A 20,084-nucleotide genomic window follows, 5' to 3' on the forward strand; every position below is an offset into this window, starting at 1 on the left:
CGCCCAGTCCTCCACCTTGATCACCCTCCAGAGTGACTGAAGGGGGGTCAGTTTTCGGCCGTCGCCACAGGGTCAGTTTTCACCCGTCGTCGACACAGCTTGCGGTCCAGTTCTTCGGCGGATGCAGCACACACCAGCAGCACGTCCCCGGGGTACGGCCTGCTGGGCAGGACGCTCCGGTAGGCGCTCCACAGGCCGGACCGCGAGCTGTGGAAGACGAGCCAGTCCGGGTGAGCCGTCTGTACGGAGTCACAGGTTCGATCCGAAAACTTAGAAACTTGACGAGGCCCTGCGGGAAGTAGCATCACGCCGCCCTCCCGCCCGGCGAACGCCGTCCACCGACCCTCGCCACCTCGGAGGTAAGGCGTCCCCGTCGAGCCGGTGAAGGTGGCGCGAGCCGAATCGCCCGGATCATCTCCGCCTCCCGCATCCGCTCCTCCAACCCCTCGGAAGTGGAGTCCTCGACGATCACCGGACGCGGACCGTCCCAGGAGGCCATCGCGTAGAAGGAACGTCGCCCCAGGCTGTAAAGAACCGTCCAGTCCGCCCACGACTGGTCGATCCGTTCAGCCTCGGCCCGCGCAGGCCCGTCCCACACCCGCCGATACACCGGCGCGTACGGCAGGCCGTCCCGATGCCGCCCGGTCACGAAGGCACCCCCTCAACAGCCGCGACGGCCTCCCGGGCCTTCTCCTCCTGCGCGGCCACGGCCTCCCGGACCTCCTCGAAGGTGTCGGCGTCCACGGTCGGCTCCGCACCGGCCCGCAACGCCGTACTCGGGAACGCCCGATTGCGGATCGCCCAGAACCGTCCGGCATCACTGATGATCAGCCGCCAGCCAGGGATCGTCTGGCAGGCCGGAGTCTCCATGAATCGAACCTCCTCTTCTGCTCAAGGGCCTGTCGGGTGGTAGTGGTTTCCGGGTAGAGGCCCTGTTTCGGGAAGTGCTCAGTGCGGTGTTCGATACGCGGTTGGCGTGGTCGTAGGTGTCTTCCGGTTGGTGGCCACCCTGGTAGGGCGGGTGCGATCATCCGTTTCGATCACCGAACGTTTGCGGTCAGCGCCCTTGGCCTGGGGTGCTGTTGTGCTTTTCCGCGATCAAGGACTTGCGTGGTCGGAGAGTTCCTTCTCGGCCAGTAGACGTAGTCGGCGCAGGAAGGCGGTGATGCCGGTCGCGGCGTCGGTGAGCGTCCAGGCCTGGCATATTGGTGGGCAACCGCTTCGGATGGTTTTCTCCGCCAGGTGGACGTGGTCGCCGTGGTCGCGGATGACGGCGAGTTCCGCGCCTGGCCACTGTGCGCTGGCCAGGCGCTCGGAGTGAGCGAGGAGGGCGCCTGTCACCGAGTCCCAGAAGGCGCTTTCGGCGCTCTCCGTTGTGGGGTATCGGTCCCCTTTCGACAGGCGGTCGCTGACGATGACCACGATGGGCTCCGGTTCCTCGATGAGGTGCCAGTGCTCGTCACGCCATCGGAATGTCAGGCGTGCGAGATGTGCCGGATCGTGTGGAGTTGTCACCCAGCCCCCGTTCTCGTATACGTTAACTGATTGGCGTATGCGAGAATGGAGACCGGTATCGTGCCTGTCAAGCCGTTCGACAAAGATCCTTCCAAGAAAGGGAGAACCGGTGCGGGGTCATGCCTACGAACACGTCGCGGCCGAGCTGCGCGAGGCGATCCTGCGAGGTGACCTTCCCGCAGGAACACGACTGCCCAGACACGCCGACCTCGCCCAGCGCTACGGCGTCTCCGAGATCGTCATCCGCAAAGCCATCGACGACCTGAAAGGCCAAGGACTCGTCGAAACACGCGGCCGAGGCGGCACCACCGTCCGCGAACGCCCACCGGTCCGCCGGATCTCCATGGACCGCTACCTCGCCGACGCCGGACCGCAGACCGTACCCCAGACCTCCTTCACCCGGGACGCGGGCATCGGATGGTCGGAATACCGCCTCGACAAGGCCTACCAGTGGATCACCGCGGACCCACGCCTGGCCGCCCTGTTCGGCGTCGAACCCGGCACCAGGGTCCTGGAACGCCGCTTCGTCTTCTACGCCAACGGCCTGCCCTCCCAGACCTCACGCTCCTGCCTGCTGGCCGCCGACGTCGAGGGCACCGCCGTCGCCGACCCGAAGAACGAACCCTGGCCCGGCGGCAACATCGCCCAGCTCAGAACCCTCAACATCGAGGTCGACGAGATCACCGAGGAGACCACCGCCCGCATGCCCGACGCCCAGGAGGGCGCGACCCTCGGCATCGGCAGCGGAATCCCCGTCTTCTCCATCGTCCGCCGCACCCTCGCCCAGGGCCGAGTGGTCGAGGTCGCCGACCCCATCGTCATCCCATCCGACCGCGCCATCCGCGTGGACCGCATCGTCCTGCCACCCCAACCCGAACAACACCGGCCCAGCTGAAACGCTCACTTTTGAGGGTGCTCGCCGTACCTCAGTTGCTACCGGATCTGGTCTGACGCCTTCAACGAGGGGATCGGTATGACCGAGCCGTGCACCGATGTCTCGTCTCGGCCTCTGGCGCCCGCGAGCGAATCCCGCTCCTGCGATGCCTGACCTGGGACTTTATCTTCGGCTCACTTATCACCCTGAAGGGTTCGCAACGCGGCCTCCAGTGGGTCGTCTCGACTCCGGCATCCTGGTCGCTCGTCACTCCCGGTCGGTCCCGGTGCTCTCCAGGACCGTGGGAAGCAGGGCGCGGAGGGCGGTGCGGACGGCTTCCAGGTCTACCGCTTCCGGGGTTATCCGCCACTGGGCGTGGATGCCGATGACGGTTCCCACCAGGACGACCGTGAACGCCTCCGGGGTGGTTCCCGGGGGAACGGCGTGTTCCGGGATCCAGGCTCGTACGGCCTCCCTGAGGGCCACGTGGAGCCGGGCGTAGTGGTCGCGGATCGGTGAGTCGGCCTCGACGGCCTCGGCGAGCAGGGTGATGAACAGGCGTGCGACGGGCATGCGGATGAAGGCCATCACCTGCTCCAGCGGGTCGCCGCGCACCTCCCCTGCGGCCGAGCCTTCTGAAGCCGGGCCGGAAGCCGAGGTTCCTGAGGCCGGACCGGACGCCGGGGCCGGGCCGAAGGCGGTCAGCATGGCGTCGAGGCGGTCGTCGATCACCGCCTCAAGCAGGCCCAGCTTGTTGCCGAAGTGCCAGGGGATGGAGCCACGGCTGATACCGGCCCGGTCGGCGATGTCGATGAAGCTCGTCTGCCGGTAGCCCTTCTCGGCGAAGAGTTCGGAGGCGGCCGTCACCAGCAGCCGGCGGCTCTCCTGCGTCATCTCGGTACGTCGCGTGGCCATGTGACCCATCAAACCAGGTATGCCCGATGACCTACCAAGTGCTGATCGATATATTCTGTGTCATCCAACATAGAAAGAGGCATCCATGCGTTGGGTCACCTACGAAACGGACGACGGCGACCGCGTCGGAGTGGTCGACGACGACCGGATCCACCCGATCGGGCCGGGCGTCAGCCTGATCGACCTCATCGGCCAGGGTTCGGAGAAGCTGCGCGCGGCCGGGGAGGCGGCACTGACCTCGGAGGCGCACACGGTCCCGCTGGCCGGGGTCAGGCTGCGCGCGCCGATCCCGCGTCCGCCCTCGATGCGCGACTGCCTGTGCTTCCTGGACCACATGCGCAACTGCCAACAGGCCATGGGGCGGCCGCGCACGCTCAAGGACGCCTGGTACCAGATCCCGGCCTTCTACTTCGCCGCTCCCTCGACGGTCGTCGGGCCGTACGACGACGTGGCGATCTCCCCGGGCAGTTCCTGGTTCGACTTCGAGCTGGAGATCGCGGCGGTCATCGGCCCCGGCGGCCGGGACCTCACCCCGGAGCAGGCCGAGGAGCGCATCGTCGGCTACACCGTCTACAACGACTGGTCGGCGCGGGACCTGCAGACGCACGAGGCCGCGCTGGCGATCGGCCAGGCCAAGGGCAAGGACGGCGCGACCACCCTCGGCCCGTTCCTGGTCACCCCGGACGAGCTTGAGTCCTACCTTCGCGACGGCAGGCTCGCGCTGCGGGTCGAGGCGACCGTCAACGGCCGGGTCATCGGCTCGGGCCGTACGGACTCCATGGACTGGAGCTTCGGCGAGGTCGTCTCCTACGCCTCACGCGGTGTCGACCTGCTGCCCGGTGACGTGTTCGGTTCGGGTACGGTGCCCGGCTGCTGCCTCGTCGAGCACCTGTCCCTGACGGACCCGGCCTCCTTCCCCGGCTGGCTGAAGGACGGCGACGTCGTCGAGCTGGCCGTCGAGGGGCTGGGCCGTACCCGGCAGACGGTTCGCGCGTCGGTCAGGCCGTACGCGCTGACGCCTCGGGAGAACCCCGACCGGCGTCCGCCGCGGCCCCGGGTGAACAGGGCGCCGTCGCGGCTGCCCTACACGCGCGGTCTGCACGAGGTCGGCGCGGACGTGTGGGCCTGGCTGCTGCCCGACGGCGGGTACGGCCTGAGCAACGCCGGGCTGGTCGCGGGCGAGGGCGCCTCGATCCTGGTGGACACCCTGTTCGACCTGCCGTTGACGGCCGAGATGCTCCACGCGATGGGTCACGTCACCGCTCGGCACCCGCTCACCCACGCCGTCCTCACCCACTCCAACGGCGACCACACCCACGGCAACCAACTGCTCGGCGAGGGTGTCGAGATCGTCGCCGCCACGGCCACCGGCGCGGAGATGCCGCACGAGATGCCCGCGGAGCTGCTGACCGCCACCCAGGTCATGGACGTCGGCCCCGCGACCCCCTACCTCCGTGAGCGGTTCGGGCCCTTCGACTTCGGCGGGATCCGTCTGAGGCTGCCCGACCGGACCTACGACGGGGAGCTCACCCTGGACGTCGGAGGGCGTGAGGTGCGCCTGACGAACCTCGGTCCCGCCCACACCGGCGCCGACACGGTCGTGCACGTGCCCGACGCGGGGGTGCTCTTCGCGGGGGACCTGCTGTTCGTCGGCTGCACGCCCATCGTGTGGAGCGGCCCGGTCGGCAACTGGATCGCCGCCTGCGACAGGATGATCGCCACCGGCGCCCACACGATCGTCCCCGGCCACGGCCCGGTCACCGACCCCGACGGCGTTCGCGCGGTACGCGGCTACCTCACCCATGTGGTCGAGCAGGCCGACGCCGCCCACGCCCGGGGCGTCCCCTTCGCGGAGGCGGCCAAGACCGTCGACCTCGGGGAGTACGCCACCTGGCTGGACGCCGAGCGGATCGTGGTCAACCTGCACCGCCGCTACCGCGAACTCGACCCCGAGACCACGCCCGAGCTGAACCGGCTGACGCTGATGGCGATGATGGCCGACTGGGACGCGACACGGGGGCTCTCGTGAGGCTCCCCGGAACCGCGCACACCCGCCTGCCCTGGCGGGTCCACGAACTCACCGGGGACTTCACGGTCGAGGACGTGTGGTCGTTCCGTACCCCCGGCGCCGGGCCCGACGACTTCCCCACGATGCTCGCGGCGATGCGAACCGCCGGGGGGATCGCGAAGCTGCCCCGGCCCGCGCGGTCCCTGTTCACCCTCCGCTGGAGGATCGGCGCGCTGCTCGGCTGGGACAGGCCGTCCTCGGGCGTCGGCGCGCGGGTCGGCTCGCTGCGCGACCGCCTGCCCGACGACCTCCGCGACGCCCCCCGTGGCGCCGACAGCGCGACCATGCCGCTCAGGGCGGTCTACGAACTCGACACCGAGTCCGCCAGGGAACTGGCGAACAGGACCGTGCACACCGTGATGCACCTGGGCTGGGTTCGAGGCGCCGACGGTGACCACGAACTGAGGATGGCCGTCCTCGTCAAGCCCAACGGCCTGTTCGGACGGCTCTACATGGCCGCCATCGCGCCCTTCAGGTACCTCGTCGTCTACCCGGCGCTGACCCGGCGCTGGGAACGGGCCTGGCGGGACCACGCGGAAAGGACGCCCCGATGAACTCCAGGATGCTCCGCTGGGCGAGCGGGATCATGATCACGCTGGGCGCGGGGCACCTGTCCGTGGTGGTGCTCACCGGCTGGGCGCAGATCTCCGACTGGGTACGGCAGGGCCTGTGGGCGGCCGTCCCGTTCCTCGGCACGAGCGGCGACACGGGTGAGCTGGTGGAGACCCTGCGGGACAAGACGATCTTCTGGGCCGGTCCGGGAGGCTTCGCCGTTCCCCTGGTCCTGCTGGGCTGCCTGACGTGGCACCTCGCCGGGCGTGGGGTGACCGTACCCGCCGGAGTCGGCTGGGGCGTCGCGGCGTGGTCCGTGGTGGGCGGCGTCGTCCTCGTGCCGTCCCCGTTCTTCCTCGGGGCCGTCGCCGGAGCGCTCATCGTCCTGGCGGCGCGGAGGGGAGTGGGTGCGCCGACCTCGCACGGGAGCTGAGCCGGTCACCACGGGGGCGTCCGGCTCACGCTCCCGGCGGGGCGTCGTCCGTCGCGACGACGCCCCGTCCGGTTCACCAGGTCTTGCCGGCCTGCTCGCGGATCGTGTGGTTGATCCGGTTGAAGAAGTTGGTCAGCGCGATCTCCATGGTGATCGCGTTCAGTTGCTCGCCGGTGAAGTGGTCGGCGGCGTGGTCCCAGATCTCGTCGGTCACGCCGGGGGCGCCGTCCTGGATCCGGGTGGCGGCCTCGGCCAGGGCGAGCGCGGCCCGTTCCTCGTCGGTGAAGAAGGACGTCTCGCGCCACGCGACGACGTGGTGCAGCCGCTCGTCGGTCTCACCGGCCTTCTTCGCCGAGGCGACCGAGGCGAAGACACACGGGCTGCAGCCGTTGATCTGGCTGACGCGCAGGTGGACCAGCGACAGCAGACGGCCGTCGACACCTCCGGAGTGAATCACCCTGTACAGCTTCGTGATTCCCTCGATCAGTTCGGGGCTTGCCGTACCTTTCAGACGTGCTTCCATGGTTCCTGCTCCCTCGTCGGTTACCTGAGCCCGTTCCGGCTCGTCATCACCCATGACGGAGCGGTTCTGCGGAAGGTAACAACATGCCCGACACCGGCCAGGCCAGGCCCGCCGACCCGATGGCCGAGGCGTTCGAGTCACAGCGCGACCGGCTGCGCGCGGTCGCCCATCGCATGCTCGGATCACACGCCGACGCCGAGGACGTGGTCCAGGAGGCGTGGCTGCGGCTGTCCCGCCAGGACGCGGCGGTCGCTGGTGACACCGCCGACACCGCCGGCATCGCCAACCTCGCCGGGTGGCTGACCACGGTGGTCGCCAGGATCAGCCTCGACGTCCTGCGGACGCGCCGGGCCCGCACCGAGGTGCTCCTGGACGACCGGCTGCCCGAGTTCGTGGTGACCCCCGATGACGGTCCCGCTCCCGAGGAGGACGCGGTGCTCGCCGACTCGGTCGGGCTCGCGCTTCTCGTCGTCCTCGAATCGCTCCGGCCGAGTGAGCGGCTGGCCTTCGTGCTGCACGACCTGTTCGCGGTGCCGTTCGACGAGATCGGCAAGATCCTCGGCAGGTCGACCGACGCCGCCAAGATGCTCGCCAGCCGGGCCCGCAGGAAGGTGCGGGCCACCGAGCGTCCGGCGGGTGCCGGTCGGGAGCGGCGCGAGGTGGTCCAGGCCTTCCTGGCGGCCGCCCGCCGTGGCGACTTCGAGGAACTGCTGCGCCTGCTCGACCCCGAGGTGAGGCTGACCGTCGACACCCCCACCGGAGAGATCGTCATCCTTGGCGCGACCAGGGTCGCGGCGGGCGCGCGGCTGTCCTCTGGCGCGGGCGCCCTCGGCCGGGCGGTCCTCGTCAACGGCCTGCCCGGCTTCGTCTCCTGGCATCAGGACGGCACCCCACTCTCCGTCCTGGCGTTCACCGTCACCGAGGGCAGGATCGCCGCCATCACGGCCCTCACCGACCCGGCCAAGCTCGCGCGGATGAACCTGCCCGACCCGGCGTGAGCCGTCGGGACCTGCTCAAAAGACGTGTGAAGTGCGAGGATCACTAGCAGAGTTACCTTTTACTGCGCTTCCGGAGGATTGGTGCGTTCTCTCCCCCTGGCCTGCGCGGTGGCACTGGCCGCCGCCACGCTCGTCCCCGCCCTGCCCGTTCAGGCCGCCGCGACTCCGTCCCTCCAGATCACCCGTATCTGGTACAACTCGCCTGGGTCACCCGATTTTGGGGCGAACAGCAGCCTGAACGGCGAGTACATCCAGGTCAAGAACACGACCCGGCGAGCGGTCAGCCTCAAGGGCTGGACCGTCCGCGACGAGACGCGTCGCTCCGACCACGTCTACACGTTCGGCGCCTTCACCCTCGGTGCGGGCAAGACGGTGACCCTGCGGACCGGTAAGGGGAGGAACACCGCGACCACCCGGTACTGGGGCAGGAGCGGGGGCACGCTCGCCTACATCTGGAACCAGACCAGGGACACCGGCTACCTGCGTGACCCCAGGGGGAAGCTGGTCGACTCCTGCTCCTACAACTCGTCCCGGGTCGAGTACGTCAACTGCGTCTAGGACCCGGTGAACCGCCGAGGAGCCCGCGCCGGAAGGGGCGGGCTCCTTCCGTTTGAGATGTCCTGCAACCTTTCGCTGGTTTGGCCGCGTTGGGAACCGGCGAGAGGAGATCACATTGGATCGTCACGACGGCTTCCGCGAGTTCGTGCTCGCCCGGCAGCAGGCGCTGACGAGGACCGCGTACCTGCTCACGGGTGACGCGCACCTCGCCGAGGACCTGCTGCAGAGCGTGCTGATCAAGGTCGCCAAACAGTGGCCCAAGCTGTCCGTTGACGGCAACCCCGAGGCGTACACGCGCAAGGCGCTGATGAACCAGTACATCTCGTGGCGGCGGCGGTTACAGCGGGAGTGGCCGAGCGCCTCTCCACCCGAGCGGGGCGCCTCCCACGACGAGGCGACGATCGACCGGATCATGCTGCGTCAGGCGATGACCAAGCTGACGCGTAAGCAGCGCGCCGTACTCGTGCTGCGTTTCTGGGAGGACCTCACCGAGACGCAGACGGCCGAGGCGCTGGGCTGTTCGGTCGGCAACGTCAAGAGCCAGACCCACCGCGCGCTGGCCCGCCTGCGCAGGCTCGCGCCCGAGTTGTCCGACCGGAGTTCCCTTTCCTTACTGCAGGAGGTGGCGGTATGACGAGGCTGCGCAGAGCCCTGAACGACCTCGCCGAGGAGGCGCCCTCGGCGGACCTGTCCGGCATGGTCGACCGGATCCTGACGGGGAACCGGCGCAGACGGCACACGACCGCCGTGCTGGCCGCCGTCGCCACGGTCGTCACGGTCGTGGCCACGGGCACGGTGATGGCGACCGTGACGCGGTCCCGGTCCCCGGAGGTGGCCGCGTCACTGCGGGCGGGCGCGATCGCCGACCTGCCCGGGGGGAACGTGGGACCGCTCGAATACGCGTACGAGACGCCCTGCAAGGTGGACAAGCGGAAGGCCCTCGACTGCTCCTCCGCGGAGTGGCGGGTGGTCACCCGCGCGGGCACGACCTACCGGCTGCCGCAGGCGCTCGCCATGACGGCCCAGAACCACCGCGTGCCCGTCTCGATCAGCCGGGACGGGCGCATGCTCGCCTACTACAGCAGGAAGGCCCGGGCGCACGTGGTGCGCGACCTCGTGGGCGGTTCCGAGACGACGTCCCCCGTCACGGTGAAGGAGTCGCAGATCGGCGCGGGCTCCATGCTCGTGCTCTCCGACGACGGCCGTCACGTGGTGTTCGACCCGCGCGAGGGGACCAAGAAGCCGGGGCTGCTGATCGACGTGCGCACCGGCACGACGGTGCGGGTGCCCGGCCAGTACGAGGCGGTCAGCGTGCGCGGCGGCGTCGCCGAGCTCGTCCGGTACCTCAGGACCGACCTGCGGCTGATGCCCGTCACCGGCGGAGGCAGGACGGTGCACTTCGACGGCACGTTCACGGGCTTCAGCGAGATCTCTCCCGACGGCCGTACGGTCGCCGCCTTCGAAAGACGCGACGCCAAGAAGTGGGTCCAGGAGCTGCGTACGCTCACCCTGCTCGACGTCGGCACCGGGCGCAGGGTGCGCGAGGTGCCCATCGGCGGCCTCCCGGAGGGGGAACCCGTCATGGCCACCGGTCCCTGGCTGAGCGGGTCGGAACTCACGGTCGTCGTGCAGGACTCGAAGCGCACCTATGTCTACGGGGTCGACATCGGCGCCGGGAAGACCCGCCGGCTGGCCGACCATCCGAACGCGCCGTACCTGACCCTGCCGGGGATCGCGAGTAACTGATCCACCGAGCGTGTGGGAAGGGCGTCGGACAAGGGGGCTCCGACGCCCTTCCGGCGTTCAGCTGGAGAGTTGGCCGTGACGGGCGCGCATGCCGTCCACGAGGGTCTTGAGGGCGGCGGCGGTCGGCAGCCAGGGGTCGGCCAGAGACTGGGTGGCCTGGGCGACGAGCTGGTCGGCGAGGTTGGACACCGGCGTCGCCGCGTTCGTCACGTCCGCGGCCCACAGGTAGGCCGCGTTCCCCGCGGGCAGGGGCGTCCCGGCCGCCAGGACGTGCACGGTCTGCTGCGCCTGACCCCAGCCGACCAGCCGGTGCAGGTCGGCCAGGACCTCCTCCATCACCGCGAGGTCGTAGGCGGTGATCAGGGGAAGGACCGGCGAGGTGTCGACCGGGGTGGTGGAGCGGCCGCCGGGCCCGTGGTGCAGGGTCATCGAGATCTGCTGCGACTCCAGCATGAGCTGCCGGTACAGCAACTCGGTCGGCGCCTCATCCAGCCAGATGTAGGAGTTCTGGTACTTCTGGACGAACACCATGTTCTGCCACACCCACAGCGACCGCGCCCAGCCCTTGGTGAGACGCTCCTGGGCCTCCGTCAGCGCCTGGCGCACCCTGGTCTCCTGCGGAACCGTCAGGGCCGGACCGGCGGCCGGGGCGAGTACGGCGAGCGGCGCGGGCGCGGGCAGGACGAGGTTCGTGTGGCGCCTGGCCACCTCGGCGTAGTGGTCGGCGTTGGTCTTCATGGCCGGCCAGTCGACCGTGGCGAAGCCCGCCGCGCCGAAGTAGATGTGGTCCACGATGTCCTTGCCGGCGATGTGGAAGGACTCGTGCAGCAGGGTGCGGACCCGGCCGTCGGTGCGGGCGTCCGCGAACGCCATGGGGACGGTCAGCGACTCGGGTGACGACACGGCCCCGGCACCCTGGATGGCCAGGTCACCACGGCTGTCCAGCAGGATCATCCGGTTGTCGTAGAGGCGCCTCAGCCCGTTCGCGGCGTCGGTGAACCTCTGCTTGATCTTCGGCAGCCTGGTGCCGTCCGGCAGGTTGAAGACGGCGGTGATGTGCGCGTCGGCGTTGCCCGCCGCGATCTGGGTGAAGGCGGTGGTCGCCTCGTCCACCATGGTCTTCAGCACCGCCTGACCGGCGTCGCCCGGAGGCTGGTTCTGCCGGTTTCCGGCCTGTGCGACGTACGGGGTCCTGTCGGCGAGGACCGCGATCAGCTTTTCCAGGGTGTCGTTGGCCGCCGCGTTCGCGTAGTTCAACGGGGCGGCGGTCCTGGCGTAGTTGTCCACGCCGGTACTGCCGAGCGCGACCCGCAACGCGCCCAGGTCGGCCGGCCGGACCCTGTCGTAGGCGCGCCGTACCAACCGGTGCAGCGTCGCACGGAGCGGAGGCTGGGGGAGCTGGGGGTGGGTGAACGGTTCCTGCTGGGTCACACCGCTTAACGGCAGCATGAATTCCCTTCCACATCCGCGTTTTCCCTCGCGACGGATGTCGCGTATGTCAGATATGACACCCACCACAGAAAATGCGTTTACCGCCCGGGCGAATCCCCCCGGCCGCGTCGCGCTGAGGGCGGTGAGGCGAAGGCCGACAGGAACAGGAAGCCGCCGGCCATCGCGAGCCGACGTTGCGGAAGCTCTTGCGTGCCTTTGGTGAAATATCCCGGTCTAATAGGAAATATATCTACTTTAGTCTAATTGTCGCCATTGTGATCCACTGCGAAAATCGCCGCATGCGACGCAAAACACCTAAATTGCAGGTCATGACGGTCGCCATGTTGGTCGCCGGTATGACGTGGGCCGCGACGGGCGCGGCGTCCGCGCAGATCTCCCCCACGAAACCGCCCCTCGATCCGGCGGGGACCGAGAAGGACCCGCCTTTCACGTTGGGGCAGATCATCGCCGAGTACGGGAACACCGACCTCTGCGAACCGGGAAGCGGACCCGGCGGACCGGCCTTCAACGCCTTCGGAACCCAGCCGGTCCCGTTACCGGGGCAACGCGTCGTCAGAATCGTCATCACCGGTGACTCCTACATGTCCGGTGAGGGGACGAGCGACTACTACAACAAGAAGGGCGTCGTCCCTCCGCCGATGATTCCCGGGCCCAACGGGCCGGTTCCCGCCCCCGGATACTCCGCCGAGGACTACCAGACCGACTGGCGGCACAGGTCGCCCAACGCCGCCGTCATGGTGGCGATCGACCAGTTGCGGCGGGCCAATCCCGACGTCCACTTCGACGTACGGTTCAACGCCTCCTCCGGCGCGTCGTCGCAGCACTACTTCGTCCGGCAGCTGGACAACGAGAACCGCGACAACCCGCCGCAGCAGGAGGGCATCACCCGGGAAACGGACCTGGTCATCGCCGGATTCGGCGGCAACGACGTCCAGTTCGGGCCGCGGGTCCAGGACATGCTGAAGGGGGGCGCCGCGCAGAGCGCGATCATCAGAAACAACCTGCCCCTGCTGGACACCTCACGCGCGGACGAGACCGAATGGGCGGACTCGGCTCCCCCCACTCCTCCGCTGCAGCGCCCGCTCACCACTCCCTCGACGCTCTCGGCCCGCTATGTCCAGCTGGTACGCGCGATGCACGCCTCCGGGGGTTCGAAGACGAGGGTCATGCTCGTCAACTACCCCCAGAGCGTGAAGGCGGGGCAGCTGCCGACCGGGGTGATGGGCAGGCTCCTGAACTGGCACAACACCAACCTCGACCAGCTGGAGCCGCTGGCGGGCCAGTTGACCGCCTCGATGAGGAAGGCGATGCAGGTCCTGGTCTCCCACGGTGTCCAGGCCGACCTGCTCGACATCCAGAACGCCTTCGCCGGACACGAACTGGGCAGCCGCAGCCCGTACGTCCGCAACCTGGCCATCCAGGCGGGGCCCACGACCTTCAACAGGGTCCAGCAGACCGCGCACCCCACCAGGGCGGGCGCCGCCGTACTGGCGAACTACTACGCGCTGATGATCGCGGCCGAGGTGGGCGTCAAGGCGGTGCCCGAGGCGGGCGCTCCGGCACCGGACGCTCCGGCCCGCCCGTGCCAGTCGTCGACGGTGTGGGAGCCGCCGGACTGGACCCCGAGCGGCGGCGGTTCCACCGGCGGCGGCGGTGGCGGTGGCGGAGGCAGGGGCGGTTCCCCCTGGGCTCCGACGGGCGTCGTCATCGGCACCCCGCCCTCCTCCTGGCTCTTCCCCGGCGGCGGCAACCCGGGCAACCCCGGTAACCCGAACCCCGGTACCCCGGGCTCAGGCAACCCGACCGGCACCGACCACGGCACCGTCGTCGTCCTTGAGCCGGTCAAGACGGTCCGGCCGGGTGACCCCGTCCCGGACCCCAGCCTCCTGAACCCCTTCCCGACCGGGGTGCCGAACAGCGGCGGAACGACCGCCACCTGTCAGCAACTGCTGTACATCCCCTGCACCCCCACCATGGTCAAGGTGCCGATGCAGTAAGGGCGCGGGCCCTCCGGCGCCGGAGGGCCCGTACCGATGGTCATGAGGCCGGATCGGCGGCGAGGCGGTTCAGCTGCAGGTCGAGGGTCGCGACGGCCGTGTCGCGGTCGGTCTCACCCAGCATGAGCGCGTCGGCGAGCGCGCCCGCCGCGCCGAGCAGGATGCGCGCCTCCGCCTCGGCGGCGACGGCCGGACCGTAGGACTCGGCGACGAGCCGCGCGACGGCGGCCGTCGCGGCGGACAGCCCCTCCCGGTAGAGCCGGTGGAGCTGGGGGTTCGCGGCGGTCGAGGCGAGGAAGGCGTGGCCCGTCAGGATCTGTTCGGCGCCGAGGTCCACAAGTGCCAGGAGGACCTGACGCAGCGCCGTACGCGGCGGATCACCCGGCCGTACGGCTGCCGCGAAGGCGCTCTCGATGTCGTGCCGCCGCATGGTCGCGGCCAGCCGCAACAGCTCTTCCTTGGCGGGGAAGTAGTGCTGGACCAGGCCCTTGGAGATCGAGGCCTCCACCGCGACGCGCCCGACGGTCACCGCCTCCGGGCCCTCGCGCACGCACAGCCGAAGCGCCGCCCTGGCGATCTCCTCACGCCGCGCGTCGTGGTCCACGCGCTTCGGCATCGTCACCTCCGTGGAGCGTTTACAGTACGATCGTATCGTAAACGAGGGGGTTGCCATGGACACCATCGCGCCGAACGTCGGAGCGGCATTCAGGGCGGACAGGCTCGGTCACTTCCACGACGCCGCCGCCTACGCCAGATATCGGCAGGCCTACGACCGCGCGCTGGCGACCCTGCCCGCGCCGAGCGCGACGCTGGACGTGCCGACCGACTTCGGCACCGTCCGCGCCTACCGGTTCGGGCCCGCCGACGGGGTGCCGCTGTTGCTGCTGCCCGGTCGTGCGGCGGCCGCGCCCATGTGGGAGGCCAACCTGGCGGGCCTGGCGAGGAACCGCCCGGTGTACGCGGTGGACCTCATGGGAGAGCCGGGCCTGTCCGTGCAGACCCGGCCGCTGGCCTCCTCCGAGGACCAGGCGGCCTGGCTCACCTCGCTGGTCGACGCCCTGCCGGAGCCGGAGCTCCACGTGCTGGGGCTGTCGATCGGCGGCTGGTCCGCGCTCAACCTCGTCGTCCGCCGACCGGCCGGGATCCGCTCGCTCGTCCTGCTCGAACCGGCCGTCACCTTCGGTGGCATCACCTGGAAGGTCGTCGTCGTCTCCCTGGGGTCGGTGCTCCCCATGCCCGGCGCGGTACGGCGACGCCTGCTGAGCTGGATCTCCGGCGGCGCCGACGCCTCGGAGGACGAGCCCGTCGCCGAGTTGATCGCCTCCGGCATGCGTGACTTCACCGCCGCCCTTCCCCGGCCCGACTACCCAACCGACGAGCAGATCGCCGGGATCGACCTGCCCACCCTGGTGGTCATCGGCGGCCGGAGCATCATCCACAATCCGGAGAAGGCCGTGGCACGGGCACGCCGCCTCCTGCAGCACGGCACCGTCGAACTCTGGCCCGAGGCGTCGCACGCCGTCAACGGCGAGTTCCCCGAGCGCGTCGAGACCACCGTCAACGCCTTCCTGGCCGAGGTCGAGCGCCGCTCGTGAACATGACGTCCGTCAACTGAGAAAGCGGATCCGGCGGCCGTCGAGCTCCGGAGAATCACCCCGAAGGACGACCCACAACCACGGTGACCGCGACCGCGGCGACGCCGGTGCGGCCGACGCCCTCGCCTCCCCATCGAGGAACCGTCCGCCCCGCTGCCCGTCGGCTGCGCCACCCGGTGGTCAGCCGCCCCCTCCGTATTCGAGGATTCTCCAGGGGGCGTCGTCCGACTGCCTGCCGACCAGGAAGCTGTAGGGGTAATGGCGGTCGTCGTCAGGAGGCTCTTCGCTGCACCGGCGGATCTCGACATCGACGTGGACTCTTTGAACCTGCCGATAACCGCCGGGTCCATAGGTGTCGGAAATCGGTCTGCCGACTTTGGAGACCTTCACGTCGGCCCACGTGTTGATCGGGTCGTTCAGCCAGCCGTGGAAACGCCGGTGATAGGACGGCGTCGACAAGGCGCGGGCCGCGTCGGGGTCACGCGCCGCGACGGCGGCGAGATAGGCGCGGACCACCACGTCCGCGGCGGCGTCGTCCTTCGGCATGGTGACCGGTGGCCCCTGCGAAACGTCGCACGCGGCACAGCTTCTGCCGTTGACCAGGAGGAACAGGATGGTCAGCGCGAGAACCGCACGCCCCGGCTTCGTTCGCACAATGCTCCGATCCTGGCGGGGAAAACGACCAAGTCCTTGCTCCCGGCGCCCGTCAGAATAGCCTGATCTCCGTGATTCAAAAGAATGTCATCCGGCGAAATGCTCAGGTGGTGAAACGCTCGCGGTAGTCCGTCGGGGTGACGCCGAAGCGCTGTCTGAAGACCCGGTGGAGTGTCTCGACGGAGCCGAGGCCGACCGTGTTCGCGATGGTCCGCAGGCCGCTGCCGGTGTGGAGCAGGTGCCGCGCCGCGGCCTCCACCCGGATCGTCTCGACGTAGTCGGCGGGTGTGACCCCGACCTGGCGGCGGAAGAGCCGTGAGAAGTGGCGGACGCTGAGACCGGCCCGGCGCGCGAGCGCCTCGTTGGAGAGGTCCTCGGTGAGGTGGTCCGGTATCCACGCCTGCAGGCGAGCGATCCCGGCGTCCGATGCCGAGGGGTGCGCGAGGAGTTCACTGAACTGGCTCTGCCCGCCGGGCCGTCGCATGTACATGACGAGCCACCGGGCGACCCGGCGGGCCAGTTCGGCGTCGTGGTCCTCGGCGACCAGGGCGAGGGCGAGGTCCATGCCCGCGGTCACCCCGGCCGACGTCCAGATGTGCCCGTCCTGCACGAAGATCGAGTCGGGGGCGACGGTCACCTCGGGGTGGTCGGCGGCGAGCCGTTCCGCCGCCGCCCAGTGCGTCGTCGCCCGCCGTCCGTCGAGCAGCCCGGCCGCCGCGAGGATGTGGGCCCCGACGCAGACCGATGTGATCCTCCGTACGTCGTGGTCGGCGAGGGTGGTGAGCCACTCGACGAGCGGTTCGGCCCGCAGGACCCTGGGGCCGGTCGTGTCCAGCACCAGGCCACCGGGCACGATCAACGTCCCGATCTCGCGGCGCAGCTCCGTCCAGGAGACGTCGGCGGCGATCGAGGCGCCTCCCGCGCAGCGGACGAGGCCCGCCTCCGGTCCGGCGACCACGATCTCGTAGCCGGGTGCGCCCTCGCCGAGAAGGCGGTCGGCGGTGGAGAACACCTCAAGCGGTCCGGCGACGTCGAGCAGTTCGACACCGTCGTACACGGTGATCACGACGAGATGCGAAGTCACGGTGCCCACTCTGCCGTACGGATGCGATGGCCGGATATGACATGTGCATGTCCTTGCGGACATCGGTTTCGCCGATCGACGATGGTGATCGTCCATCCACCGGTGACGTACGGAGCACCCGATGATTCCCTCGATTCCCGACTCGCCCATCGCCCAGGCGGCGGTCGCCCTCGCCGCCGAGGCCGAGCCCGTGGATCTGCTCAACCACAGCTACCGCACCTACCTCTTCGGCCGGTACCTGGTCGCCGAACCCGGGATCGACGAGGAGGCGGCCTTCGTCGCGGCCATGCTCCACGACCTCGGCCTGGCCGAGGACTACCGCGGCGAGGCGGAGTTCGCGCGCGTCGGGGCCGACCACGCGTGCCGCTTCCTCGAAGGGCGTGGCTGGGATCCGGACCGGATCCACCTGGTCGAGGAGGCGATCCTGCGGCACGCCAACATCCACGCCGAGGAGGTGCCCGAGTACCGCGTGATCCAGGCGGGGGCCGCCCTGGACGTCGGCGGACTCGGCTACGAGCACGTCAGGAGGGATGATCTCTCCGGCGTTCTGAGGGCCTATCCGCGCCTCGGCTTCGCCTCGCACATGCGCGACCGCTTCCTCGGCGAGATCCGACGGCACCCGGAGGGTTCCTTCGCCGAACTGGAGCGGGCCCTCGGGGCGACCGACCTGATGGGCGCCAATCCGATCGACAGGCTGGAGGAGTAGCCGCCTCAGGGGCTTTCTAGCACGGTGCCGATCAGGGCGGTGCCGCGGTCCGTGCGGCCGCCGGGGCCGGGGTGGTAGCCGACCTGGTCGGCGGTCAGTTCGCCGCCGCACGACCGGCAGGTCACGGTGGCCCGGGTGTCGTCGCCACAGGTGTGGTGCCGGACGATCAGCGGCGGCCCCGTGTCGTCGGCCTCCCAGCGGTCGCCCCACGCGGTCAGCGCGAGCAGGACGGGCACCAGGTCCCGGCCCTTGTCCGTCAGGTGGTAGCCGTACCGGTCGGGCCGTTCGGCGTAGCGCTCACGCCGGAGCAGGCCGCCCTCCACCAGCCGTTCGAGGCGCTGGCTCAGCACGTTGGTCGCGGCTCCCAGATCGCGCTGGAGGTCGTCGAACCTGTGCAGGCCGAGCGTCACGTCACGCATGATCAACAGTGCCCAGGGATCACCCACGATCGCCGCGGAACGGGCGATCGAACATGCGATGCCGGTGAAGTCCGTTCTGGTCATATTTGAGTCCCTTGCTTAAAGCAAGTCAGCAGGATACCTTGCGCTTCATGTATCACGCTATTGTGCGGTCCGTTGTCAGGAGAACCTGGCGCAAGGTGGGCGCGGGCGACTACGGGGCGGCGGTCGCGATGGCCGCTCCCGATGTGCGCTTCCGGTTCGTCGGGGACACGGCGCTGGGCGCGGACGTGCGGGGCCGCGACGCGTTCCGGGCGTGGTTCGCCCGTTTCGAGGAGCGTCTGCCCGGGGTCCGGCTGAGGCTCGTCGACGTCGTGGCCAACGGCTGGCCGTGGAACACCAAGGTCGCGGTGTGCCTGCAGGTCGTCGGCACCCTGCGGGACGGGACGCCGTACCGCAACCTCGCCATGCAGTGGGTCACTCTCCGCTGGGGCCGCATGGTCGACGACGTCGTCGTCGAGGACACCCTCAAACTCGACGCGGCCCTGCGCGGTTCCGAGGCCTGAATTCCCGGCGCGGGGGCACGGGAAGGCAGGGAGAGGGAAACGCGACGCGGGGACGGCGCCGGGCACCGTCCCCGCGTCCGCGGGCCGTACGGGATCAGATCAGCGAGTGGACCTGCAGGGTCTCGGTACGGCCGGGGCCGACACCGATGGCCGAGATGCGGGCACCGCTCATGCTCTCCAGGGTCTTGACGTACGCCTGGGCGTTGGCGGGCAGGTCCTCGAAGGACTTGGTGCCGGAGATGTCCTCCTGCCAGCCGGGGAACTCCTCGTAGATCGGCTTGGCGTGGTGGAAGTCGGTCTGGGTCATCGGGATCTCGTCGTAGCGGACCCCGTCCACCTCGTAGGCGACGCACACCGGGATGCGCTCAAGGCCGGACAGGACGTCCAGCTTGGTGAGGAAGAAGTCGGTGACGCCGTTGATCCGGCTGGCGTAGCGGGCGATGACGGCGTCGAACCAGCCACAACGGCGGTTGCGGCCGGTGGTCACGCCGTACTCGCCGCCGGTCGTGCGCAGCCAGTCGCCCATCTCGTCGTCGAGCTCGGTCGGGAACGGGCCGGAGCCGACACGGGTCGTGTAGGCCTTGAGGATGCCGATCACGCGGGTCAGACGGGTCGGCGGGATGCCGGAACCCGAGCAGGCGCCGCCGCTGGTCGGGGAGGAGGAGGTGACGAAGGGGTAGGTGCCGTGGTCGATGTCGAGCAGGTTGCCCTGACCGCCTTCGAGCAGCACGACCTTGTTCTCGTCGAGGGCCCTGTTCAGGATCAGGGAGGTGTCGGCGATGTGCGGCTTGAGACGCTCGGCGTAGCCGAGGTACTCGTCGAGGACCTTGTTCGCGTCGATGGACCTACGGTTGTAGATCTTGGTGAGGATCTGGTTCTTCTCACCCAGGGCGATCTCGATCTTCTTCTGCAGGATGCCCGGGTCGAGCAGGTCCTGGACCCGGATGCCCATGCGGTAGATCTTGTCACCGTACGCGGGACCGATGCCGCGGCCGGTCGTGCCGATCTTGGCCTTGCCGAGGTAGCGCTCGGAGACCTTGTCGAGGGCCTTGTGGTGCGGCATGATCAAGTGCGCGTTCGCGGAGATGAGCAGACGCTCCGAGGAGACGCCACGGGCCTGGAGGCCGTCGATCTCACTCAGCAGCACACCCGGGTCGATGACGACACCGTTGCCGATCACCGGGATGACGTTGGGGGAGAGCACTCCCGTCGGCAGCAGATGCAGCGCGTACTTCTGGTCGCCGATGACGACCGTGTGTCCCGCGTTGTTGCCACCCTGGTATCTGACGACGTAGTCGACCTGGTCACCGAGCAGATCGGTCGCCTTGCCCTTGCCCTCATCGCCCCACTGGGCACCCACGAGAACGACAGCCGGCATCGTTAGTCTCCAACCGCAAAAACCAAAGCCCCTGACGCAATCGCGACAGGGGCTCTTGCGAGGTGAGAATAC

Annotated in this window: 23 protein-coding genes; 12 read left to right on the forward strand and 11 right to left on the reverse strand. The window is 69.4% G+C overall.

Annotation, left to right across the window (positions count from 1 at the left end):
- Positions 1 to 304: 304 nt before the first annotated feature.
- The 3 genes from ABZ463_RS19745 to ABZ463_RS19755 form a co-directional block, all read right to left on the reverse strand.
- The gene (locus ABZ463_RS19745) at positions 305 to 649 is read right to left on the reverse strand and encodes a hypothetical protein (RefSeq protein WP_362777685.1); all 345 of its coding nucleotides are present in this window, start codon (positions 647 to 649) and stop codon (positions 305 to 307) included.
- Positions 646 to 870, reverse strand: coding sequence for a hypothetical protein (locus ABZ463_RS19750; protein WP_362777688.1), 225 nt, complete (start codon positions 868 to 870; stop codon positions 646 to 648). The genes ABZ463_RS19745 and ABZ463_RS19750 overlap by 4 nt, the downstream gene beginning before the upstream one ends.
- A 228-nt stretch (positions 871 to 1,098) precedes the next feature.
- The gene (locus ABZ463_RS19755; RefSeq protein WP_352011129.1) at positions 1,099 to 1,422 is read right to left on the reverse strand and encodes a hypothetical protein; all 324 of its coding nucleotides are present in this window, start codon (positions 1,420 to 1,422) and stop codon (positions 1,099 to 1,101) included.
- Positions 1,423 to 1,624: 202 nt separating this feature from the next.
- Here ABZ463_RS19755 and ABZ463_RS19760 point away from each other — a divergent pair, with 202 nt between their 5' ends.
- Complete coding sequence (locus ABZ463_RS19760) at positions 1,625 to 2,410, forward strand: GntR family transcriptional regulator (protein WP_352011128.1); 786 nt, start codon at positions 1,625 to 1,627, stop codon at positions 2,408 to 2,410.
- Between the two features lie 246 nt (positions 2,411 to 2,656).
- Here ABZ463_RS19760 and ABZ463_RS19765 read toward each other — a convergent pair whose 3' ends face one another.
- Positions 2,657 to 3,304, reverse strand: coding sequence for a TetR family transcriptional regulator (locus tag ABZ463_RS19765; RefSeq protein WP_362777692.1), 648 nt, complete (start codon positions 3,302 to 3,304; stop codon positions 2,657 to 2,659).
- Positions 3,305 to 3,389: 85 nt separating this feature from the next.
- Here ABZ463_RS19765 and ABZ463_RS19770 point away from each other — a divergent pair, with 85 nt between their 5' ends.
- The 3 genes from ABZ463_RS19770 to ABZ463_RS19780 are packed head-to-tail and all read left to right on the forward strand — an operon-like array spanning position 3,390 to position 6,357.
- Complete coding sequence (locus ABZ463_RS19770) at positions 3,390 to 5,333, forward strand: fumarylacetoacetate hydrolase family protein (protein WP_362777694.1); 1,944 nt, start codon at positions 3,390 to 3,392, stop codon at positions 5,331 to 5,333.
- Positions 5,330 to 5,926, forward strand: coding sequence for a DUF2867 domain-containing protein (locus ABZ463_RS19775; RefSeq protein ID WP_362777696.1), 597 nt, complete (start codon positions 5,330 to 5,332; stop codon positions 5,924 to 5,926). Before ABZ463_RS19770 ends, ABZ463_RS19775 begins: the two co-directional genes overlap by 4 nt.
- Positions 5,923 to 6,357, forward strand: a complete 435-nt coding sequence (locus ABZ463_RS19780; RefSeq protein WP_352011124.1) for a DUF6463 family protein — start codon at positions 5,923 to 5,925, stop codon at positions 6,355 to 6,357. The genes ABZ463_RS19775 and ABZ463_RS19780 overlap by 4 nt, the downstream gene beginning before the upstream one ends.
- A gap of 73 nt (positions 6,358 to 6,430) precedes the next feature.
- On the opposite strand, the gene ABZ463_RS19785 is transcribed toward ABZ463_RS19780, so the two are convergent.
- On the reverse strand, positions 6,431 to 6,880 hold the full coding sequence (locus ABZ463_RS19785; protein ID WP_352011123.1) for a carboxymuconolactone decarboxylase family protein: 450 nt from the start codon (positions 6,878 to 6,880) through the stop codon (positions 6,431 to 6,433).
- Positions 6,881 to 6,963: 83 nt separating this feature from the next.
- Here ABZ463_RS19785 and ABZ463_RS19790 point away from each other — a divergent pair, with 83 nt between their 5' ends.
- From ABZ463_RS19790 to ABZ463_RS19805, 4 genes are all read left to right on the forward strand, one after another.
- Positions 6,964 to 7,878: a sigma-70 family RNA polymerase sigma factor gene (locus ABZ463_RS19790; protein WP_352011122.1), complete on the forward strand. Its 915-nt coding sequence runs from the start codon at positions 6,964 to 6,966 to the stop codon at positions 7,876 to 7,878.
- Between the two features lie 81 nt (positions 7,879 to 7,959).
- Positions 7,960 to 8,436: a lamin tail domain-containing protein gene (locus ABZ463_RS19795; protein WP_362777700.1), complete on the forward strand. Its 477-nt coding sequence runs from the start codon at positions 7,960 to 7,962 to the stop codon at positions 8,434 to 8,436.
- A 115-nt stretch (positions 8,437 to 8,551) separates the two neighbouring features.
- Positions 8,552 to 9,070, forward strand: coding sequence for a SigE family RNA polymerase sigma factor (locus tag ABZ463_RS19800; protein ID WP_352011120.1), 519 nt, complete (start codon positions 8,552 to 8,554; stop codon positions 9,068 to 9,070).
- Complete coding sequence (locus tag ABZ463_RS19805; protein ID WP_362777703.1) at positions 9,067 to 10,182, forward strand: hypothetical protein; 1,116 nt, start codon at positions 9,067 to 9,069, stop codon at positions 10,180 to 10,182. The genes ABZ463_RS19800 and ABZ463_RS19805 overlap by 4 nt, the downstream gene beginning before the upstream one ends.
- Positions 10,183 to 10,239: 57 nt before the next feature.
- On the opposite strand, the gene ABZ463_RS19810 is transcribed toward ABZ463_RS19805, so the two are convergent.
- The gene (locus tag ABZ463_RS19810) at positions 10,240 to 11,631 is read right to left on the reverse strand and encodes a hypothetical protein (RefSeq protein WP_362777706.1); all 1,392 of its coding nucleotides are present in this window, start codon (positions 11,629 to 11,631) and stop codon (positions 10,240 to 10,242) included.
- Positions 11,632 to 11,942: 311 nt separating this feature from the next.
- On the opposite strand from ABZ463_RS19810, the gene ABZ463_RS19815 reads away from it, so the two are divergent.
- Positions 11,943 to 13,631, forward strand: coding sequence for a hypothetical protein (locus ABZ463_RS19815; RefSeq protein ID WP_362777708.1), 1,689 nt, complete (start codon positions 11,943 to 11,945; stop codon positions 13,629 to 13,631).
- Positions 13,632 to 13,671: 40 nt separating this feature from the next.
- Here the strand turns inward: ABZ463_RS19815 and ABZ463_RS19820 are convergent, their stop codons facing one another.
- A complete protein-coding gene (locus ABZ463_RS19820; protein WP_362777711.1) occupies positions 13,672 to 14,247 on the reverse strand; it encodes a TetR family transcriptional regulator in 576 nt (191 codons plus the stop codon).
- 55 nt (positions 14,248 to 14,302) lie between these two features.
- On the opposite strand from ABZ463_RS19820, the gene ABZ463_RS19825 reads away from it, so the two are divergent.
- The gene (locus tag ABZ463_RS19825) at positions 14,303 to 15,226 is read left to right on the forward strand and encodes an alpha/beta hydrolase (protein WP_362777714.1); all 924 of its coding nucleotides are present in this window, start codon (positions 14,303 to 14,305) and stop codon (positions 15,224 to 15,226) included.
- Positions 15,227 to 15,406: 180 nt separating this feature from the next.
- On the opposite strand, the gene ABZ463_RS19830 is transcribed toward ABZ463_RS19825, so the two are convergent.
- Together ABZ463_RS19830 and ABZ463_RS19835 are read right to left on the reverse strand one after the other, a co-directional pair.
- Complete coding sequence (locus ABZ463_RS19830; RefSeq protein ID WP_352011114.1) at positions 15,407 to 15,772, reverse strand: hypothetical protein; 366 nt, start codon at positions 15,770 to 15,772, stop codon at positions 15,407 to 15,409.
- A 211-nt stretch (positions 15,773 to 15,983) separates the two neighbouring features.
- Positions 15,984 to 16,964, reverse strand: coding sequence for a GlxA family transcriptional regulator (locus ABZ463_RS19835; RefSeq protein WP_362777717.1), 981 nt, complete (start codon positions 16,962 to 16,964; stop codon positions 15,984 to 15,986).
- Positions 16,965 to 17,085: 121 nt separating this feature from the next.
- On the opposite strand from ABZ463_RS19835, the gene ABZ463_RS19840 reads away from it, so the two are divergent.
- Positions 17,086 to 17,670: an HD domain-containing protein gene (locus tag ABZ463_RS19840; protein ID WP_362777720.1), complete on the forward strand. Its 585-nt coding sequence runs from the start codon at positions 17,086 to 17,088 to the stop codon at positions 17,668 to 17,670.
- 5 nt (positions 17,671 to 17,675) lie between these two features.
- On the opposite strand, the gene ABZ463_RS19845 is transcribed toward ABZ463_RS19840, so the two are convergent.
- Entirely contained in the window at positions 17,676 to 18,173 is a 498-nt protein-coding gene (locus tag ABZ463_RS19845) for a helix-turn-helix domain-containing protein (RefSeq protein WP_362777723.1), read from the reverse strand.
- 62 nt (positions 18,174 to 18,235) lie between these two features.
- Here ABZ463_RS19845 and ABZ463_RS19850 point away from each other — a divergent pair, with 62 nt between their 5' ends.
- Positions 18,236 to 18,634: a nuclear transport factor 2 family protein gene (locus ABZ463_RS19850; protein WP_362777726.1), complete on the forward strand. Its 399-nt coding sequence runs from the start codon at positions 18,236 to 18,238 to the stop codon at positions 18,632 to 18,634.
- A 94-nt stretch (positions 18,635 to 18,728) separates the two neighbouring features.
- Here ABZ463_RS19850 and ABZ463_RS19855 read toward each other — a convergent pair whose 3' ends face one another.
- Positions 18,729 to 20,012: an adenylosuccinate synthase gene (locus tag ABZ463_RS19855; protein WP_362777728.1), complete on the reverse strand. Its 1,284-nt coding sequence runs from the start codon at positions 20,010 to 20,012 to the stop codon at positions 18,729 to 18,731.
- Positions 20,013 to 20,084: the final 72 nt, after the last annotated feature.

The organism is Streptosporangium sp. NPDC020145, from assembly GCF_040631275.1.
Taxonomy (GTDB): Bacteria; Actinomycetota; Actinomycetes; order Streptosporangiales; family Streptosporangiaceae; genus Streptosporangium.

Excerpts from the sequence above, each read along its gene's own strand:
- ABZ463_RS19750 (WP_362777688.1), bottom strand. The coding sequence starts at position 870 with ATGGAGACTCCGGCCTGCCAGACGATCCCTGGCTGGCGGCTGATCATC.
- ABZ463_RS19765 (WP_362777692.1), bottom strand. The coding sequence starts at position 3,304 with ATGGCCACGCGACGTACCGAGATGACGCAGGAGAGCCGCCGGCTGCTG.
- ABZ463_RS19770 (WP_362777694.1), top strand. The coding sequence starts at position 3,390 with ATGCGTTGGGTCACCTACGAAACGGACGACGGCGACCGCGTCGGAGTG.
- ABZ463_RS19780 (WP_352011124.1), top strand. The coding sequence starts at position 5,923 with ATGAACTCCAGGATGCTCCGCTGGGCGAGCGGGATCATGATCACGCTG.
- ABZ463_RS19785 (WP_352011123.1), bottom strand. The coding sequence starts at position 6,880 with ATGGAAGCACGTCTGAAAGGTACGGCAAGCCCCGAACTGATCGAGGGA.
- ABZ463_RS19790 (WP_352011122.1), top strand. The coding sequence starts at position 6,964 with ATGCCCGACACCGGCCAGGCCAGGCCCGCCGACCCGATGGCCGAGGCG.
- ABZ463_RS19805 (WP_362777703.1), top strand. The coding sequence starts at position 9,067 with ATGACGAGGCTGCGCAGAGCCCTGAACGACCTCGCCGAGGAGGCGCCC.
- ABZ463_RS19810 (WP_362777706.1), bottom strand. The coding sequence starts at position 11,631 with ATGCTGCCGTTAAGCGGTGTGACCCAGCAGGAACCGTTCACCCACCCC.
- ABZ463_RS19815 (WP_362777708.1), top strand. The coding sequence starts at position 11,943 with ATGACGGTCGCCATGTTGGTCGCCGGTATGACGTGGGCCGCGACGGGC.
- ABZ463_RS19820 (WP_362777711.1), bottom strand. The coding sequence starts at position 14,247 with ATGCCGAAGCGCGTGGACCACGACGCGCGGCGTGAGGAGATCGCCAGG.
- ABZ463_RS19825 (WP_362777714.1), top strand. The coding sequence starts at position 14,303 with ATGGACACCATCGCGCCGAACGTCGGAGCGGCATTCAGGGCGGACAGG.
- ABZ463_RS19830 (WP_352011114.1), bottom strand. The coding sequence starts at position 15,772 with ATGCCGAAGGACGACGCCGCCGCGGACGTGGTGGTCCGCGCCTATCTC.
- ABZ463_RS19840 (WP_362777720.1), top strand. The coding sequence starts at position 17,086 with ATGATTCCCTCGATTCCCGACTCGCCCATCGCCCAGGCGGCGGTCGCC.
- ABZ463_RS19845 (WP_362777723.1), bottom strand. The coding sequence starts at position 18,173 with ATGACCAGAACGGACTTCACCGGCATCGCATGTTCGATCGCCCGTTCC.
- ABZ463_RS19855 (WP_362777728.1), bottom strand. The coding sequence starts at position 20,012 with ATGCCGGCTGTCGTTCTCGTGGGTGCCCAGTGGGGCGATGAGGGCAAG.